General features: G+C 59.5%; 16 protein-coding genes and 1 tRNA gene. 6 read left to right on the top strand and 11 right to left on the bottom strand.

Annotated elements, in window-relative coordinates; translation table 11 throughout:
• Positions 1–3: 3 nt before the first annotated feature.
• The 3 genes from LVY75_10470 to LVY75_10460 form a co-directional block, all read right to left on the bottom strand.
• Positions 4–1,515 carry an ABC transporter ATP-binding protein gene (locus LVY75_10470; protein XAZ23667.1) on the bottom strand — a complete coding sequence of 504 codons (1,512 nt, stop codon included), beginning with the start codon at positions 1,513–1,515 and terminating at the stop codon, positions 4–6.
• Between the two features lie 72 nt (positions 1,516–1,587).
• Positions 1,588–2,580 carry a BMP family ABC transporter substrate-binding protein gene (locus LVY75_10465; protein ID XAZ23666.1) on the bottom strand — a complete coding sequence of 331 codons (993 nt, stop codon included), beginning with the start codon at positions 2,578–2,580 and terminating at the stop codon, positions 1,588–1,590.
• Between the two features lie 319 nt (positions 2,581–2,899).
• On the bottom strand, positions 2,900–3,217 hold the full coding sequence (locus LVY75_10460) for a hypothetical protein (protein ID XAZ23665.1): 318 nt from the start codon (positions 3,215–3,217) through the stop codon (positions 2,900–2,902).
• A 227-nt stretch (positions 3,218–3,444) separates the two neighbouring features.
• Here LVY75_10460 and LVY75_10455 point away from each other — a divergent pair.
• From LVY75_10455 to LVY75_10435, 5 genes are all read left to right on the top strand, one after another.
• Positions 3,445–3,534 (top strand) — tRNA-Ser (locus LVY75_10455).
• Positions 3,535–3,803: 269 nt separating this feature from the next.
• Positions 3,804–4,520: an SOS response-associated peptidase gene (locus LVY75_10450; protein ID XAZ25684.1), complete on the top strand. Its 717-nt coding sequence runs from the start codon at positions 3,804–3,806 to the stop codon at positions 4,518–4,520.
• 222 nt (positions 4,521–4,742) lie between these two features.
• Entirely contained in the window at positions 4,743–4,949 is a 207-nt protein-coding gene (locus LVY75_10445; GenBank protein XAZ23664.1) for a hypothetical protein, read from the top strand.
• A 420-nt stretch (positions 4,950–5,369) separates the two neighbouring features.
• Positions 5,370–5,861, top strand: coding sequence for a histidine kinase (locus LVY75_10440; protein XAZ23663.1), 492 nt, complete (start codon positions 5,370–5,372; stop codon positions 5,859–5,861).
• Positions 5,862–5,940: 79 nt separating this feature from the next.
• Positions 5,941–6,933: a DUF72 domain-containing protein gene (locus LVY75_10435; GenBank protein ID XAZ23662.1), complete on the top strand. Its 993-nt coding sequence runs from the start codon at positions 5,941–5,943 to the stop codon at positions 6,931–6,933.
• Here the strand turns inward: LVY75_10435 and pncB are convergent.
• The 8 genes from pncB to LVY75_10395 all read right to left on the bottom strand — a co-directional run bounded on the left by pncB (position 6,930) and on the right by LVY75_10395 (position 16,419).
• A complete protein-coding gene (gene pncB / locus LVY75_10430) occupies positions 6,930–8,234 on the bottom strand; it encodes a nicotinate phosphoribosyltransferase (GenBank protein XAZ23661.1) in 1,305 nt (434 codons plus the stop codon). The two genes, LVY75_10435 and pncB, sit on opposite strands and share 4 nt — an antisense overlap.
• A gap of 177 nt (positions 8,235–8,411) precedes the next feature.
• Complete coding sequence (locus LVY75_10425; protein XAZ23660.1) at positions 8,412–8,705, bottom strand: hypothetical protein; 294 nt, start codon at positions 8,703–8,705, stop codon at positions 8,412–8,414.
• A gap of 142 nt (positions 8,706–8,847) precedes the next feature.
• Complete coding sequence (locus LVY75_10420) at positions 8,848–9,807, bottom strand: glyoxylate/hydroxypyruvate reductase A (GenBank protein ID XAZ23659.1); 960 nt, start codon at positions 9,805–9,807, stop codon at positions 8,848–8,850.
• A 25-nt stretch (positions 9,808–9,832) separates the two neighbouring features.
• The gene (locus LVY75_10415) at positions 9,833–11,461 is read right to left on the bottom strand and encodes an ABC transporter ATP-binding protein (GenBank protein XAZ23658.1); all 1,629 of its coding nucleotides are present in this window, start codon (positions 11,459–11,461) and stop codon (positions 9,833–9,835) included.
• A complete protein-coding gene (locus tag LVY75_10410) occupies positions 11,458–12,606 on the bottom strand; it encodes an ABC transporter permease (GenBank protein ID XAZ23657.1) in 1,149 nt (382 codons plus the stop codon). The genes LVY75_10415 and LVY75_10410 overlap by 4 nt, the downstream gene beginning before the upstream one ends.
• Positions 12,606–13,694: a microcin C ABC transporter permease YejB gene (locus tag LVY75_10405; GenBank protein XAZ23656.1), complete on the bottom strand. Its 1,089-nt coding sequence runs from the start codon at positions 13,692–13,694 to the stop codon at positions 12,606–12,608. The genes LVY75_10410 and LVY75_10405 overlap by 1 nt, the downstream gene beginning before the upstream one ends.
• A gap of 150 nt (positions 13,695–13,844) precedes the next feature.
• Positions 13,845–15,677, bottom strand: coding sequence for an extracellular solute-binding protein (locus LVY75_10400; GenBank protein ID XAZ23655.1), 1,833 nt, complete (start codon positions 15,675–15,677; stop codon positions 13,845–13,847).
• 112 nt (positions 15,678–15,789) lie between these two features.
• The gene (locus LVY75_10395; protein ID XAZ23654.1) at positions 15,790–16,419 is read right to left on the bottom strand and encodes a TetR/AcrR family transcriptional regulator; all 630 of its coding nucleotides are present in this window, start codon (positions 16,417–16,419) and stop codon (positions 15,790–15,792) included.
• Between the two features lie 41 nt (positions 16,420–16,460).
• On the opposite strand from LVY75_10395, the gene LVY75_10390 reads away from it, so the two are divergent.
• On the top strand, positions 16,461–17,033 hold the full coding sequence (locus tag LVY75_10390; protein ID XAZ23653.1) for a hydrolase: 573 nt from the start codon (positions 16,461–16,463) through the stop codon (positions 17,031–17,033).
• Positions 17,034–17,135 lie beyond the last annotated feature (102 nt).

Here is a 17,135-nt window from a genome sequence, read left to right as displayed (position 1 = left end):
GCCTCACGCGGCAATGCCGGCCATCATCAGGCCGAGGGTCTGTTCACCGGCATCGGGCGTCTTCTCGCCGACGACGTGGCCGGCAAACATGACAAGGATACGGTCTGAAAGGGCGCGGATTTCGTCGAGCTCGACGGAGACGAGCAGAATGGCCTTACCCGCATCGCGCATCTCGATGATCCGGCGATGGATGAATTCGATGGCGCCTATATCGACGCCACGGGTCGGCTGGCCGATAATCAGCATCTTCGGATCGCGCTCGATCTCGCGGGCGACGACAATCTTCTGCTGGTTGCCACCGGAAAAATTCGCCGTCTTCAGGCGCGGGTTCGGCGGGCGGATGTCGTATTTCTCGATCTTTTCCATCGCATCCTTGCGGATGGCGTCGAGATCGAGCAGCGGGCCGCGGCTGTATTCGGGACGGTGGTGATAGCCGAGTACGGCATTTTCATATTCTTCGAACTTCAGCACCAGGCCCATGTGGTGGCGGTCTTCGGGAATATGCGCGAGGCCGAGCTCACGCAGGCGGGCCGGATCGGCCTTGTCGATCGGCTGGCCGTCGAGCAGGATTTCGCCGGATGCCGGCTTGCGGATACCCGCGATCGCCTCCAGCAGTTCCGACTGACCATTGCCGGCCACACCGGCAATGCCGACGATCTCGCCGGCGCGGACATCGAAGGAGACGTTGTCGACCATCGTCACGCCCCTGTTGTCCTTGACCGTCAGGTTGCGGACGGACAGCAAGACATCGGCGGGCTTTGCCTCGCCCTTCTGGACCCGCAGCAGCACGCGGCGGCCGACCATGAGTTCGGCGAGCTCTTCAACCGTGGTCTCGCTGGTCTTGCGGGTGGCGACCATCTCGCCGCGGCGCATGACGGAGACAGTGTCGGTGATCGCCATGATCTCGCGCAGCTTGTGGGTGATGAGGACAACGGTCTTGCCCTCGTCGCGCAGCACGCCGAGAATGCGGAACAGGTGATCGGCCTCGGCTGGTGTCAGCACGCCCGTCGGCTCATCGAGGATCAGGATCTCGGCGCCGCGATACATGGCCTTGAGGATTTCCACACGCTGCTGCAGGCCGACCGGAAGCTGCTCGATCAGCGCGTCCGGGTTGACCTCCAGGCCGTATTCGGTCTCCAGCCGCTTGAGCTCGGCGCGCGCGGAAGCAACGCCCCTTGCCAGCAGCGCGCCGCCTTCGGCGCCGAGCATGATGTTTTCGAGGACGGTGAAATTGTCGACCAGCATGAAGTGCTGGTGCACCATGCCGATGCCGGCGGCGATCGCTGCCTGGCTATCCTTGATGGTGATGGGCTGGCCGTTGACGCGGATCTCGCCGCTATCGGCCTGGTAAAAACCGTAGATGATGGACATCAGGGTCGATTTGCCAGCGCCGTTTTCCCCGATAATGCCATGGATCGAGCCCTTGGCGACGGTCAGGTTGATGTCCTTGTTGGCGTGAACGGCGCCGAATTTCTTGTCGATGCCGACAAGTTCGATAGCAGGCTGGTCTGTCACAGCAGGCTCCAAATAAGAAAAGGGCGTATGGCGAAAATCCTTGTCCGCCATACGCCCGATCTCAGTTACGACTCACTTCGGGCAGGCATTGTCCGTGGTGTAATCGTGAACCTTGACGGTGCCAGCAATGATGTCGGCCTTGGCCTTGTCGACGGCAGCCTGCATCTCCGGCGTGATCAACGGCTTGTTGTTGTCGTCCATGGCGGCGGCAACGCCGTCTTCCTTGACGCCGAGAGACTGGACACCGGCCGTGAACTTGTCGTTCTTGGTGTCATTATAGGCGTTGTAGACGGCGAGGTCGACGCGCTTGACCATCGAGGTCAACACGGAACCCGGATGCAGGTGGTTCTGGTTGGAATCGACGCCGATCGACAGTTTCTTGTTGTCGGCTGCCGTCTGCAGAACGCCGAGACCGGTGGCACCGGCTGCCGCGTAAACGACGTCAGCACCCTGGTCGATCTGGTTCTTGGTGAGCTCGCCGCCGCGGACCGGGTCGTTCCAGGCTGCACCGGTCGTGCCGGTCATGTTCTGGAAGACTTCGATGTCGGCCTTGGCGGCGCGTGCGCCCTGCTCGTAGCCACATTCGAACTTGCGGATCAGCGGAATGTCCATGCCGCCGACGAAGCCGACCTTGCCGGTCTTGGACGCCATGCCAGCGAGAACACCGACGAGATAGGAGCCTTCCTCTTCCTTGTAGAGGACGGAGCGGACGTTCGGCTTGTCGACGACGGAGTCGACGATGATGAACTTGGTGTCCGGGAATTCAGCGGCAACCTTCTCGACAGCCGAGGTCCAGGCGAAGGAAACGGCAACAACCGGGTTGAAGCCGCGGCTTGCGAAGTTGCGGATGGCCTGCTCGCCCTGGGTGTCGCCGGTCGGCTCGAAATCGCGGTAGGCGATGCCGGTTTCCTTCTTGAACTTTTCAGCACCGTTGAAAGCAGCTTCGTTGAAGGACTTATCGAACTTCCCGCCGGTGCCGTAAACGAGAGCCGGCTTGATGTCGGCGGCAAGCGCCGTCGTCGACATCGCTGCCACGGCAAGGAGGGTGAGAAGGGATTTTTTCATGAGTTTGCAGCCCTGTTGTTGCTATTTGTTTGGGGTCCTCCCGCAAGCCTTTTTCAGGCATGTCTGCGGAACCACCGACCTCCCCCCGGAGGCCTGGCTGCGTGCATCCTTGCATGGCTCCACAAAAAATTCACGAGAAATTTTTCGGTTGGTAAAGATTTGCCATTATTGCCGAAAATCAATCCACAGGTCCTGAATTCTGGGCAAATCGACCGCTAAAATGCGGATTTTCTAACCAGTGGCCTGGCGGCATCGGGCTCATCATCCCGCCATTTCGGGAACTGCCGATTGCACTTTTTCACACCCTCCAGCTCTTCAGCTATGCGGTAAAGCGGCCGGCCACCGGCGGCTTCTTGTAGCCAACCATCCACAGGATGAGCGACAGCACCAGAAACACGGCAAAGGCCGGCTGCAGCATGAGCCACTGGAAGATGAAAGCGTAGAAACGCGGATGGACATAATAGGAAACGGAAGACTGGAGCGCGGTAAGCGTCGAGGGGCTGACATCCTGCCACGCATCCGACATCGGGGTCATGAGCACTTGCGAGGATGCAACGGACTGAATGGAATCGATGGTTCCGGCAATGACCGCAACTGCCAGCGCAAACAGGCTGGCAAGACGCAACAAGAAACGCATCAAATCCTCCGATGACGGGTGTGCCTTGATGTCCGGCGAGCCGCGCCAATCTCCACTCAAACCTAGAGATAGGCTCGGAGCAGACACAGCGCAATGGACGGCATGCGCGCAGTTTTATCGGAAGAAGTCAAAAAACTGTTAGATTTGGGTTGATCGGCAAAAATTCTTGGGTATATATCGCGCCGTTCCGACGATTTGCTCCTCTCCAAGGCGCGAACGCCCAAAAAGGACAGGTGGCCGAGTGGTTTAAGGCGCACGCCTGGAACGCGTGTGTACGTGAAAGCGTACCGTGGGTTCGAATCCCACCTTGTCCGCCATTTTTCATCTAAATACCTGTATTCCCTTATCCTTTTCTGATTTCCGGTTGGGGCGACCCTGGAATTGATCCCAGTAACGCGATGGCTTCGCCTCGTCGCTTCAAACGCACAAACTCTGCAGCCGCGTTAACGCCAACATTTTTTCCTGCAAACAAATCCTTGACGGTTCTTTAGCTTCGCCTAATGTGTTCTCTTTATGTTCCGTTGATTGGCCCGAACCTTGTCCGATCAGCGCAAAGCAGGGCCGAGCTCAGAGCGGAGGGAAAAGCATGTGCGGGAGAGTGTTCGTCAAATCCGATCTGGTCACGCTGATGCAGGCTTTTGCCTTTGCCGGCAGAGAAGGTGCGCTCGGCATGGCAAACCAGTTTCCGCGCTACAACGGCGCTCCGAGCCTGGATTACCCGATCATCATCATGGATGTTGACCGGAACAACAACATGGGCGCCAACTTCGCACCGGCGCAATGGGGGCTGAAGCCGGCCTGGTGGAAAGCCGGGATGCCTACGCCGGTCAACGCAAAATGCGAAGAAGTTGCCGACAAGCCAATGTTCCGGAATGCGTACCAGAGCAGCCGCTGCCTCGTGCCGATCGACGGGTATTTTGAATGGAAAAAACTCGAACCTTCGGGAAAGAAGAAGCAGGCCTATGCAATCGCGATGAAGAGCGGGCAGCCTTTTGCTCTCGCCGGCCTCTGGGAGAGGTGGCGCGATCCAAAAACCGATTTGCAGGTTCGGACTTTTGCCATCCTCACCTGCGCCGCCAACGAAATGATGTCGACTATCCACGACCGTATGCCTGTTATCCTGCATGAAAAGGACTATCAGCGCTGGCTATCCGACGTGCCGCCGCCGCATGATTTGATGACGCAGTTTCCAAGCGAACTAATGACCATGTGGTCGATCGGACCCAACGTCGGCAATCCAAGGAATGACCAGCCCGATATCATCGAGGAGATCGACCCTGATCCAGAGCCGTCTTTCCTATAGTCGGCGGCGAAACAAATCTCAGCATTGTTGAGGCGCGGCTTAATTGCGCGAGGTGTCGATGTCCGAACTTCTCCCTGCCCCATCAACGATGATATCCGCCTGCACATCCCGCCGGCCAAGTTCGGCGGCGCGACGAAATTCGTGGGCTTCTCCACAACTCGACCCTAACGCGATAGGTTGGTCCACATTTTCATTGCCAACGACACAGAGGGGAGACCAGCAATGGCGAATTTCAAGGCTGAAGACGAAGCGATCGGAACGATCATCCTGGTGGAGGAACTGTTTCAAACCATGGTCAAGTCCGGCATCCTGCCTGCATCCGTTATGGCGGATGTCGTGCGCGGCGCAGTTGCGAGGCTGGATACGACTGATCATTTCGGCGCGGGTGCGGCTGTCCGCCACTATTTCGAAAGCTGGCTGTCGAAGTAGATAATCTTATCTGCTGCATAGGGTGCGGCAGCTTTCAACTGCTCTATAGCGAATGTCAGATCAATGCCTGTCATGTCACAATCTGACATTTCCCACACGGCGTATGGGCAATCTTGTGCCAGTTATGCGTCCTATGCGCGGCGGTAGTTGAAAGCCCCACCGCCAGGATGGGATTGGCTGCCGCGGCGGACATCCATCCCGAAGAAGGCCTCCGTGCGGCCTAGCGCGGTCGCCTTCGCAATGTCTTTGCTTGAAGACACCAAAAATGGACTGCGCGTTTAAATATTGGGCGCTTTGTGACCCGCGATCGGTAAGGCTTGGCAAAGCAAAAGCCGGTAACGATCCTATGTGGCGCGATCCGGAGCGAGAGGGGCGGCAAGGGCTGCTGCCCGCCGGGACGCGACCATGCGGGGACCTACCATGAAGAAGCTCATCATTGCCGCAGCCTTTGCGGCATTCCTGCCTGTGATTGCCCAGGCGGAAACGCTGGAATTTCCGAGCGACGATCCGGTCGCGACCGTGACCATTCCCGACAACTGGGGGCCGAAGGAGACGGAGACCGGCATCGATGCCCAGTCCGAGGATTCGGCGATCTATCTTTCAATCGACGTTGCCGATGAAAAGACCAGCGACAAGATCATCGACGAGGCCTTCGCCTTCCTGCAGAAGAACGGCGTCGCCATCGAGGAGAAGACCCAGAAGGAATCCGAAGCCGAAATCAACGGCATGAAGATGAAAACCTTCGACTGGGACGGCAGTGACAAGGAAGGCCCGGTCAATATCGGCGTCGCCGTCCTTTCGCCTTCTGAGGGCAAGCTGCTCCTGATCACCTATTGGGGCACCAAGGGCAAGCAGGACGCTCATGACGACGAGCTGATCGCCATCATCAGCTCGCTGAAGCCGGCCGGCTGATTTTGAGACGAGGCGCTGCCGGCAAGGCGGCGCCTTTCTTCATTCGGGAACAAGAGCGCACGGGCACAGTTCCCTTTGCATGACAAAAACAAGGGCAAAAACAGGCACGATCCGCATCGGCATATCGGGATGGACCTATGCGCCCTGGCGCGGTGTCTTCTATCCCAAGGGATTGGCCAGGAGGAGCGAACTTGCCTATGCCTCGCGGCAATTTCCCTCCATCGAGATCAACGGCACATTTTACGGGCTGCAGAAGCCGGATGTTTTTGCCCGCTGGCGCGATGAAACACCCGATGGTTTCGTCTTTTCGGTCAAGGGCTCGCGCTATATCACGCATCTCAAGCGCCTGCGCGACATCGAAACGCCGCTTGCCAATTTCCTCGCCTCCGGCCTCATGCGCCTGGGCACCAAACTCGGGCCGATCCTCTGGCAATTTCCGCCAGGCCTGACATTCAATGCCGATCTCTTCGCAAATTTCCTGGCAATGCTGCCCGAGAATACGGATGCCGCGGCCGATATCGCGAAACGGCATGACGAACGGCTTGACGGCCGCGCCTGGACGAAGAGCGAGACGACGCAGCCGATGCGCCATGCGCTGGAAATCCGCCACGACAGTTTCTGCACGCCCGAATTCATCGAACTGCTACGCAAGTACAAGGTCGGGCTAGTGGCGGCCGATACGGTGGAATGGCCGCGGCTGATGGATGTGACGGCGGATTTCATCTATTGCCGCCTGCACGGATCGGAGCAGCTTTACATCAGCGGCTATAGCGATGAGGCGCTTGATCGCTGGGCCCGGCGCATCGATGCGTGGACGCATGGAATCGAGCCCGATGATGCCGACCGCATCAAGCCGCCGCTGAAACGCTCGGCGAGCGGGCGCGATGTCTATGTCTATTTCGACAACGACGTGAAGGTACGTGCGCCGGCCGATGCCCATTCACTCGCCGACAAGCTCGGCGTCGCCCGGCCGCCGGATGATGGTCTTGTCGTCAAGCCAAAACGCCGTGGCGGCAGGACGGTGTTCGAGGAGCCGCGCCGGCACTGGCCGGCGCTGCGGTCGACGATTTAGACCAGCACGGCCTGATCGGTGCGGTCCTCGGTGCCGAAGAACTTCAGATAGCGCTCGACTTCGGCAGGCTCGCCGGTCGCCTTCTGAGGATTGTCCGAAAGCTTGACGGCGGGGCGGCCATTGGCGTCGCTCACCTTGCAGACGATCGAAATCGGCAGGAAGTCGGAACTGTCGTTCGGTGCGCAGCCGGCGAAGTCATTCGTCAGGTTCGTGCCCCAGCCGAAGCTCATGCGCACGCGGCCTTCGAAATGCTTGTAGGTATCGATGATCGCATCGACATCGAGGCCATCGGAGAAGATCAGGAGTTTTTGGCGCGGGTCGCGGCCCATCTTCTTCCACCAGTCGATGATCTTTTCGCCGCCTTCGACCGGCGGAGCGCTGTCCGGGCGGAAGCCTGTCCAGTCGGCCACCCATTCCGGTGCGTCGCGCAGGAAGGCGGCGGTTCCGAAGGCGTCCGGCAGCACGATCAGCAGGTTGCCGCCATAGAGCTTGTTCCAGTCGCGCAACACCTTGTAAGGCGCGTTCTTCAGCTGCTCGTCGGTCTCGGCAAGGGCTGCGGCGACCATCGGCAGCTCGTGGGCATTGGTGCCGACGGCTTCGAGATCGGAATCCATAGCCAGCAATACATTGCTGGTTCCGGTAAAGGCCGGGCCGATGCCTTCCTTCAGCGCTTCGACGCACCAGCGCTGCCAGAGGAAGCTGTGGCGGCGGCGGGTACCGAAATCGGAAATGCGCAGGCCCGGGAGTTCACGGAGCTTCTCCACCTTGGCCCACATCTTGGCTTTGGCGCGGGCATAGAGAACATCGAGCGTGAAGGGGCCCATCGCCTTCATGGCAGCGCGCGAGCGCATCTCGTTGATGATGGCAAGGGCCGGGATTTCCCACATGGTCGTTTCCTTCCACGACCCATGGAAATCGAGCACATATTGCCCGTCTTTCTTGGAGAGCTCGTATTCCGGCAGCTGGAAATTGGAGAGCCAGGCAAGGAATTCCGGCTCGAAGATCTGGGCGCGGCCATAGAAGCTGTTACCGGCGAGCCAGATCATCTCCTTCTTGGCGAGCTTCAGCGTGCGCGCATGATCAAGCTGCTCGCGCAACTCGCCCTCGTCGATCTGTTCGGCGAGACGCACGCGTTTGGTGCGGTTGATGAGGGTGAAGGAGGCATTCACATCTGGATAGAGCTTCCAGATCATCTGCAGCATCAGAAGCTTGTAGAAGTCCGTATCGATCAGACTGCGGACGATCGGATCGAGTTTCCAGGTGTGATTGTAGACGCGTCTTGCGATATCGGTCCTGGCCATGAAGCTCCTGCCTGTCCGTCAATCCGGTCAGGCGCGACCGTCTCGCGGCCAGCGCACGAAACCGGCTCGTGCGCCTTCTTATCGAAAAATCGATAAACAAAGTCCAGAAAAAACAACAATGATACCCCGCAGCCATTCTAGCTGCGGGGCGTGGTTTAAACGTTTGATATCAGCTCGTTATTGTGCAGGTGCCGCGGGCTGGGCCGGCACAGTGCCGCCATTCTGTGGCGGAGCCGCCGGAACTTGAGACTGCATCTGCTGACCGGGCTGCTGCGGGGCGACATCATCGGCCTCCTTCTGACCCCAGATCTCCACCGGAATCCAGACAAGGAAAGCCAGCACCAGTGCAGCGACCAGTACGGTCAGGATGCGATAGCCGGTACGGCCCTGCTTGGCCTTGACAGGCGAAATCTGCTCTTCGGCATGAAGCTTTTGATCGGACTTTTCCCAACGCGTTTCCGTATGCGTCATGATCGTCTCCTTGCGGTAATCCGTAGACAACGGCCTGCGGAGCTTCCGGAATGAAACGAGGAGCAGCGTGGTATGGTTCCGAGAAGGACTCTTTAGAGCATGTCGTTATCGCAAAACCGCGGCACACTTATGCGCGGCATGCTTAGTACCCAGAGTTACGATCGACGACGAATTGCAGCGCCTCGCCCCGTTCGAAGCGGACGATCTGGGTTTCGACATGGCGGAAAAGCGCGTTCTCTTCGGAGATCGCAGCGTCGTGCGGGGTGATGAAGACATTGTCCAAATGCCAGAGCGGATCGCCCGCCGGCAGCGGCTCGACCTCAAAGACGTCGAGCGAGGCGCCGCCGAGCACGCCGCCCTCAATCGCCGCCACGATATCGGCCTGGACCTGGCTCTTGCCGCGGCCTCCATTGATGAAGACCGGTTTGCCGAGCGCGCCGCCCTGGCGGAGCTTGGCGAAGAAGGCCTTGTTGTAGAGGCCTGATGTCTCAGGCGTCAGCGGCAGCAGGCCGACGACGATATCGGTCTTCGACAGGAAGGTATCGAACTGCGGGCCGTGGAAGGTTTCGATGCCTTCAACTTCCTTCTTCGAGCGTGACCAGCCGATGACATTGAAGCCCATGACCCTCAGCTTGGCGACCGCGTCCTGGCCGAGAATGCCGAGACCCATGACGCCGACGGTAATTTCGGCGGCTTCCGGCGGGACGAGCTTGCCCCAGACACGGTCGCGCTGGTCCCGGTCATGCGCGCGCTGCAGGCGCAGATGCATGAGGCATTGCATGACCACCCATTCGCTCATGCGTGTCGTCAGGCTGCGGTCGGCGAAGCGGACGATCGGGATGTCGGGCAGATCAGGAATGGAGAGGATGCTATCGACCCCGGCGCCACCTGAGAACAGTACCTTCAGGTTCGGCGCCCGCTTAAAGATATCGGCATCCGGCTTCCAGAGCAGCGCATAATCGACGCCGGTCAGGTCGAGCTCCTTGCTGGCCGGATCGGCTGAATTGATGCTGCCGCGGTCGGCAAAGGCGGTCTTCAGGATGCGGGCGACGGTCTCAGGGTCGAACTTGAGATCGACGAGGATGGGAGGTCTTGCTGACATGATCTTCTTTACTGCTGCCCGTCTTTCACTGCTGAACGGCTGATGTCGGTACCGCCTCGATATTAAAGGCGGCCGCCATCAATGCCTTGGTATAGTCATCCTTCGGCGCCTGGAAGATATCCGCTGACGGCCCCTGCTCCACCACCTTTCCGAAGCGCATGACGATGACATCATTGGCAAGCGCTTTCACCACCTTCAGGTCGTGGCTGATGAAGAGATAGGCGAGATCATGCTTCTTCTGCAGATCGCGCAAGAGGTCCACGACCTGCGCCTGCACGCTCATGTCAAGCGCCGAGGTCGGCTCGTCCAGCATGACGAAGCGTGGCTTCAGCACCATGGCGCGGGCAATGGCGATGCGCTGACGCTGGCCGCCGGAGAATTCATGCGGGAAGCGCCAGCGGGTGAGCGGATCGAGGCCGACTTCTTCGAGCGCCCAGCAGACGCGCTGATCGCGCTCTTCTGATGACAGCGAACGTTCATGCACTTTCAGGCCTTCGGCAACGATATCGCCGACGGACATGCGCGGGCTCAGCGAACCATAGGGATCCTGGAAGACGACCTGAAGCTGGTTGCGCAGCGGCCGCATGTCCGTGAATGAATAGCTCGCTATATCTTTTCCGACGAAGGAAATGCGCCCCTTCGAGGAGATGAGGCGCGTGAGCGCCAGGCCGAGCGTGGTCTTGCCGGAGCCGGATTCGCCGACGACGCCGAGCGTCTGCCCGGCCCGGAGCGTCAGGTCGATGCCATCGACGGCCTTCACGTGATCGACCACCTTGCGCATGAAACCGGCCTTGATCGGGAACCAGACCTTGATGTCATTGCCTTCCATGACAACAGGCTTGGAGGCATCGGTCACCGGCGGTTCGCCGCGCGGTTCAGAGGCGAGCAGGTGGCGCGTGTAGTCGTGCTGCGGATTGGTGAAGACCTCTTCCACCGGTCCGGTCTCGACGATCTTGCCCTTGGTCATGACGCAGACGCGGTCGGCGAATTTGCGCACGATGCCGAGATCGTGGGTGATGAAGAGCATGGACATGCCGTGCTCGCCCTTCAGCTTGCGCAGGAGTTCGAGGATCTGCGCCTGGACCGTGACGTCGAGTGCCGTGGTCGGTTCGTCGGCGATCAGCAATTCCGGCCGATTGGCGAGCGCCATGGCGATCATCACACGCTGGCGCTGGCCGCCAGAGAGTTCATGCGGATAGGCTTTCAGCCGCTTTTCCGGCTCGCGGATGCCGACCTGGTTCAAGAGTTCCAGCACGCGGGTGCGTGCCGCCTGCCCGGTCATGCCCTGGTGCAGCGCCAGGATTTCGGCAATCTGCTTTTCGATCGTATGGAGCGGATTGAGCGAGGTCATCGGCTCCTGGAAGATCATGGTGATGTCGTTGCCGCGCACTTCGCGCATTTCGCGGTCAGAGGCCTTCAATAGGTCCTTGCCCTTGAAGAAGATCTCGCCGCCCGGATGGCTTGCCGAGGGATAGGGCAGAAGCCGCAGCACCGAATTGGCCGAAACCGACTTGCCGGAACCGGATTCACCGACCAGCGCGACAACCTCGCCCTTGCCGATATCGAAGGAGATGCGATCCACGGCAAGCGAGGTCTCGCCACCCTGATGGAAGGCGACGGAGAGATCGCGGACGGAGAGCAGAGCTGCACTCATTGGAACGTCTTTCTCGGATCGAAGGCATCGCGCACCGCTTCGCCGACGAAGATCAAGAGCGAGAGCATGATCGACATGGTGAAGAAGGCGGTGAGCCCAAGCCACGGCGCCTGGAGGTTGGCCTTGCCCTGGGCGATCAGTTCACCGAGCGAGGGAGAGCCCGGCGGCATGCCGAAGCCCAGGAAATCGAGCGAGGTCAGCGTGGTGATCGAGCCCGAGAGGATGAAGGGCAGGAAGGTCAGCGTCGCGACCATCGCATTCGGCAGCATATGCCGCCACATGATGGTGCGATTGTTGACGCCGAGCGCCCTTGCGGCCCGGACATATTCGAAATTGCGGGCACGCAGGAACTCGGCGCGCACGACGCCGACGAAGCCCACCCAGGAGAAGAGCAGCATGATGCCGAGCAGCACGAAGAAGCCGGGCGGCAGGATGGCGGCAATGATAAGCAAAATGTAGAGCACCGGCATCGAGGACCATATCTCGATGAAGCGCTGGAGGAGAAGGTCGGTCCAGCCGCCGAAATAGCCCTGAATGGCACCCGCCGTCACACCGATGACGGCCGAGCAGATGGTGAGCACGAGGCCGAAGAGAACGGAAATGCGGAAGCCATAGATGACGCGGGCCAGAACGTCGCGGGCCTGATCGTCCGTGCCGAGCCAGTTGAGATTGCCGAGCCTGCAGCCGGGATTTTTGATGCCCTGCGGATAGGCCGAGCAGCGCTCCTCCTTCGACATCAGCCAGAAGGGCGGGGTCGGGGCCGAATGCGGGATGTTGGAATTGACCGACTGGTAGGAATAGCGGATCGGCGGCCAGATCATCCAGCCATTGGCATCGATCTCATCCGCGATGACGGAAGAGCGATAGTCGGTCTCGGCCAGGAAGCCGCCGAATTTATCTTCCGGGTAATCGACGACGACGGGGAAAAGGATCTCGCCCTTGTAGGAGGCGATGATCGGCCGGTCGTTGGCGATGAATTCGGCAAGCAAGCTAAGTACGAAGAGGACGAGGAACAGCCAGAGCGACCAGTAGCCGCGCTTGTTGGCCTTGAAGTTGTTCCAGCGCCTGATGTTGGTGGGCGAGAGCAGGCCTTTGCGGGGCGGGCGGACGGGTGCAGCCGTCGTCGGGTTTGCGGCGACATCCATCAGACGTCCCTCCGCTCGAAATCGATGCGCGGATCGATCCAGGTATAGATCAGGTCGGAAATCAGGCCGACGAAGAGGCCGAGCAGCGAGAAGATGTAGAGCGTCGCAAAGACGATCGGGTAATCGCGGTTGACGACCGAGAGATAACCGAGGCGGCCGAGGCCATCGAGGGAGAAGATGTTCTCGATCAGGAGCGAGCCGGTGAAGAAGGCGGAGATGAAGGCGCTGGGGAAGCTTGCGATGACGATCAGCATGGCGTTGCGGAAGACATGGCCGTAGAGCACCTGCCGTTCGTTCAGGCCCTTGGCGCGCGCGGTGATGACATATTGCTTCTTGATCTCGTCAATGAAGGAATTCTTGGTCAGAAGCGTGGTGGTGGCGAAGGATGCGAGCGCCAGCGAGATCAGCGGCAGCGTGAGGTGCCAGAAATAGTCGAGCGGCTTCTGCCACCAGGCGAGCTGATCGAAATTATCGGATGTCAGGCCGCGCAGCGGGAACCAGTCATAGAAGGAGCCGCCGGCGAACAGCACGATCAGCAGGATGCCGAACAGGAAGCTCGGCACGGCATAACCGACGATGATGACGCCTGACGTCCAGACATCGAAGGAGGAGCCGTCCTTGACCGCCTTGCGAATGCCGAGCGGAATGGAGATGGCGTAGGAAAAGATCAGGATCCAGATGCCGAGCGAGATCGAGACCGGCAGCTTCTCCTTGATGAGATTGAGCACGGTCGTATTGCGGAAGAAGCTCTCGCCGAAATCGAAGCGGATATAGTTCCACATCATTTCGCCGAAGCGGGTGAGCGGCGGCTTGTCGAAACCGAACTGCTTTTCCAGCTTGGCGATGAGCTCTGGATCCAGCCCTTGAGCGCCGCGATATTTCGAGCCTTCGTCGCCGCCACCGCCACCAAGGAGATCGCCGCCGCCAGACAGGCGCTGGTCGGCGCTGTCGGCCTGGCCAGTCAACTGGGAGATCACTTGCTCGACCGGACCGCCGGGGGCGAACTGCACGACGATGAAGGAAATTGCCATGATGCCGACGATCGTCGGGATCATCAGGAGCAGGCGGCGAAGGATATAGCCCCCCATCAGTCTCGAGCCTCGGGGGATATCTTCGCCTGCACGCCATCCAGTCTATTGCCGTTCAATCTGCCAGCCTTCCCTTGCCGGCAGGTGCCGGCCGTTTCATGATTCGTCGATGCCATTTGGAGCGCAGGCCTCTTTGCATTGCAAGTCTGCTCATTTCGCCGAAGTGGACCACCAGGCATCGGGGAAGCCGAGGCTGTATGCCGGAAACTCTGCCGGACGCGTCACCGTGTTCCAATAAGCAATCGAATAGGTGTCGCGGTAGAACAGCGGAATGACATAGTGATTGGCGAGCAGCACGCGGTCCATGGCCTTGATGGCGGCAACCTGCTCATCTCGATTGGGAGCAAAAATAATCATGCGAACGAGCGCATCGATGGCCGGATTGGCGATGCCGGCATAGTTGCGCGAGCCCTGCTGATTGGCGGAACCCGATCCCCAGTAGTCGGCCTGCTCGTTGCCCGGGTTCACGGTCTCAGCCCAGACATTCCAGATCATATCGTAGTCGAAGCTGCGCGCGCGGTTGGTATATTGCGCGGCATCGACTGTGCGGACCCGCGCATCGATGCCGATCTTCTTCAGATTGGTGGCATAGGGCACCGCCCAGCGCTCAAGCACGGGACTCGACAACAATATCTCGAAACTCATCGGCTGGCCGCTCTTGGCATTGACCATGCGATTGCCCTTCAGCTCCCAGCCGGCTTCCTTCAGAAGAGAGATCGCTTTGCGAAGGTTGTCACGGCTCTTCTGCGGATTCCCGCCGACGGGATTGCTGTAGGGGGTCGTGAAGATGTCCGCGGGGACCTGATCCTTCAAGCCCTGAAGAATTTCAAGTTCCCTGCCCTGCGGAAGGCCGGATGAGGCAAGATCGGTGTTCCAGAAGTAGCTGTCGATGCGCTTGTAGCTGTTGAAGGCGACGGTGCGGTTCAATTCCTCGAAATCGAAACCGTAGTTCAACGCCTCGCGCACCCGCTCGTCCTTGAAGATGTCGCGCCGCATATTCGGCACCAGCGCCTGCATGATGCCGGTGGAACGCAGGGGATTGGTGACTTCTTCCTTCTTGATGCGCCCTTCCTTCACGGCGGGGAAATCATATCCTGTTGCCCAGCGCGCAGCAAAAGTCTCCTGCCAGTAATCGCTGTTGCCGGCCCGAAACGCTTCAAACTCGACGTCCCGATCGCCATAATAGGTGTAGAGAATGTTGCGGAAATTGTTCTGACCGATATTCACATTGAGGTCTTTGCCCCAATAGTCATCCCGCAATTCGTAGCGGATCGTCGCACCAGCCGAGAAGGCGGCAATCTTGTACGGCCCCGAACCCATGACGGGCTCAAGCGTCGTTTTCGAGATATCTCGCGGCTTACCGTCCGGCCCCGGTGCCTCCCACCAGTGTTTCGGCACGATCATCAGCTGACCAAGAATGTTCGGCAGCTCGCGATTGTTCTTCTCGTCGAAGGTGAATGTAACGTCCCGCTCGCCCGTCTTCTCGGCCTTGACCACGTGATGGTAGTAGTTTCCGGCAAGCGGGTTCAGCTCCTTGGTCTTGTCGAAGCTGAAAACGACGTCTTCGGGCGTGACCGGCTGGCCATCGGCCCATTTCGCCTCCTCGCGAAGGCGGAAGGTCGCGCTCGAGACATCGGCCGGATAGGAGAGACCTTCAGCAAGCAGGCCATAGGAGACGAGAAGTTCATCATCGGCGGGCTTCAGCAGGGTATCGTAAACCAGCGACAAGCCTACCGCTGTCTGGCCTTTGGCCAGCAAAGGATTGAAGGTATCGAAAGTGCCGCTAGAAGACAGGCGCAGGTCGCCGCCTTTCGGAGCATCGGGATTGACATAGTCGAAACGAGTAAAGCCCGGCTTGTACTTCATTTCGCTGATGACCGAGCTGCCGATTTGGAACTGCTGGTCCTGAGCCGCTACAGTCACAGGCGCAAGCGCACCAACCAATGCTACCAGAACACCGATTTTCGACCACGAAGCCGCCATTCATTCTTCCCCTGTTATTAGCTTTCGCCGACAATACGAGAAATGCAGGCGAAAAACAGGAAAGAGTTTGTTTTTTACCAGGCTCGCGAAATTTTGACCTTATCATTGGAGATCAGGGCGTCACTTCCTCGAGACGCTTGCGAAGCATGCGCCGCAGCTCCCCGACCAGGCGCGGATCGCCCGAGCCGTCGGGGTCGTTGGCGGCGGCGACAACGATGCGCAAAAGCTCCAGGACGAGAGCGCCCAGTAGATCCACATCGCGCTCGACCGACGGTTCGGCATTCTTCAGGAGTGCGGTGATGCTGGTGCGAAGCTCCGCGCGCGATTTCGCCTTACGCTCCTTGGGAACGTCGCGCCGCGCGGCAAGAACCGGAAATTCCTGATAATCCTCGATGAAGCGGCCAAACCGCGTGAAGATGGCGTCACCGATTTCGGCAGCACCCTTCCCCCGGGTCTTCTCAGCGAGGTCTGCGAGCCCGCTATTCAGACGCTGCAGGCGATCGATATGCAGCGCCTCGGCAAGGAGAAGTTTGGTCGGAAAGAACTGATAGAGCGAGCCGATCGACGAATTCGCTGCCGCTGCAATCTCCGTCATGGTCGCGGCGTCATAGCCCTTTTCGAGAAAGACCCTCGCTGCTGCCTCGAGCAACACGGCGACGCGCTCATGCCCGCGCTGGCGCTTCGGCACACGGGTTTGCGGTTCCGGGCTTGATTTTTGTGAGGCTATCCTCGTATTTGTCATTGTGAGGATATCCTCATATTTCTTCACCACGGAGACTTCTCATGTCCCTCTACGATCCCAAGACCACCGCACTCATTTCCATCGACCTGCAAGGCTTTATCGTCAGCCGGCAGCTCGCCCCTCATTCGGCCCGGCAGGTGATCGAGAATACCGCCGCCATCGCTACCAAGCTGAAGTCCGAAGGCGGGACGGTGATACTCGTCACTGTCGGATTCTCCCCGGACTATGCCGATGCTGTCAACCAGCCGGTGGACGAGCCGGCGGTTTTCCCCGAAGGTGGCCTTCCGGCGGCCGCGCTTGAAGCACCGGCGGAAATCGCTGCGCTCGCAGCCGACATCCATATCGTCAAGCATCAGTGGAGCGCCTTCTACGGCACGGAGCTGGATCTCCAGCTTCGCCGCCGCGGCATCGGGACTGTGATCCTGACGGGCATCGCCACGAATTTCGGCGTCGAGGCGACGATCCGCGATGCCTATGCCCATAATTACGCTGTCATCGCCGTCGAGGATGCGATGAGCACCTTCACCGCCGAGATGCATTCACTGTCCTGCGAGCGCATCTTGCCGCGCCTTTCGCGCGTGCGCAAAACGGCCGAGGTCTTGACCAACAACTGACGATGCGGCGATCCGTCCTCGTCCCGCCGGCCAAAACATCGATTCACCAAAATTGCTTTTCACGATAGATTCGATCGCAAATCACTTTGGTAAATGCGGCAA

Origin of the sequence: Sinorhizobium sp. B11 (genome assembly GCA_039725955.1) — a bacterium.
Taxonomy (GTDB): domain Bacteria; phylum Pseudomonadota; class Alphaproteobacteria; order Rhizobiales; family Rhizobiaceae; genus Rhizobium.
The sequence above is the reverse complement of the archived record's forward strand: the minus strand, read 5'-3'. Positions and strand labels throughout refer to the sequence as shown.

What these genes read in the sequence shown, in the direction of transcription:
- LVY75_10440 (XAZ23663.1), top strand. Translation starts at nt 5,370, where the DNA reads ATGAAGAAGCTCATCATTGCCGCAGCCTTTGCGGCATTCCTGCCTGTG.
- LVY75_10465 (XAZ23666.1), bottom strand. Translation starts at nt 2,580, where the DNA reads ATGAAAAAATCCCTTCTCACCCTCCTTGCCGTGGCAGCGATGTCGACG.
- LVY75_10390 (XAZ23653.1), top strand. Translation starts at nt 16,461, where the DNA reads ATGTCCCTCTACGATCCCAAGACCACCGCACTCATTTCCATCGACCTG.
- LVY75_10425 (XAZ23660.1), bottom strand. Translation starts at nt 8,705, where the DNA reads ATGACGCATACGGAAACGCGTTGGGAAAAGTCCGATCAAAAGCTTCAT.
- LVY75_10460 (XAZ23665.1), bottom strand. Translation starts at nt 3,217, where the DNA reads ATGCGTTTCTTGTTGCGTCTTGCCAGCCTGTTTGCGCTGGCAGTTGCG.
- LVY75_10395 (XAZ23654.1), bottom strand. Translation starts at nt 16,419, where the DNA reads ATGACAAATACGAGGATAGCCTCACAAAAATCAAGCCCGGAACCGCAA.
- LVY75_10410 (XAZ23657.1), bottom strand. Translation starts at nt 12,606, where the DNA reads ATGGATGTCGCCGCAAACCCGACGACGGCTGCACCCGTCCGCCCGCCC.
- LVY75_10405 (XAZ23656.1), bottom strand. Translation starts at nt 13,694, where the DNA reads ATGGGGGGCTATATCCTTCGCCGCCTGCTCCTGATGATCCCGACGATC.
- LVY75_10435 (XAZ23662.1), top strand. Translation starts at nt 5,941, where the DNA reads ATGACAAAAACAAGGGCAAAAACAGGCACGATCCGCATCGGCATATCG.
- pncB (XAZ23661.1), bottom strand. Translation starts at nt 8,234, where the DNA reads ATGGCCAGGACCGATATCGCAAGACGCGTCTACAATCACACCTGGAAA.
- LVY75_10420 (XAZ23659.1), bottom strand. Translation starts at nt 9,807, where the DNA reads ATGTCAGCAAGACCTCCCATCCTCGTCGATCTCAAGTTCGACCCTGAG.
- LVY75_10415 (XAZ23658.1), bottom strand. Translation starts at nt 11,461, where the DNA reads ATGAGTGCAGCTCTGCTCTCCGTCCGCGATCTCTCCGTCGCCTTCCAT.
- LVY75_10400 (XAZ23655.1), bottom strand. Translation starts at nt 15,677, where the DNA reads ATGGCGGCTTCGTGGTCGAAAATCGGTGTTCTGGTAGCATTGGTTGGT.
- LVY75_10450 (XAZ25684.1), top strand. Translation starts at nt 3,804, where the DNA reads ATGTGCGGGAGAGTGTTCGTCAAATCCGATCTGGTCACGCTGATGCAG.
- LVY75_10445 (XAZ23664.1), top strand. Translation starts at nt 4,743, where the DNA reads ATGGCGAATTTCAAGGCTGAAGACGAAGCGATCGGAACGATCATCCTG.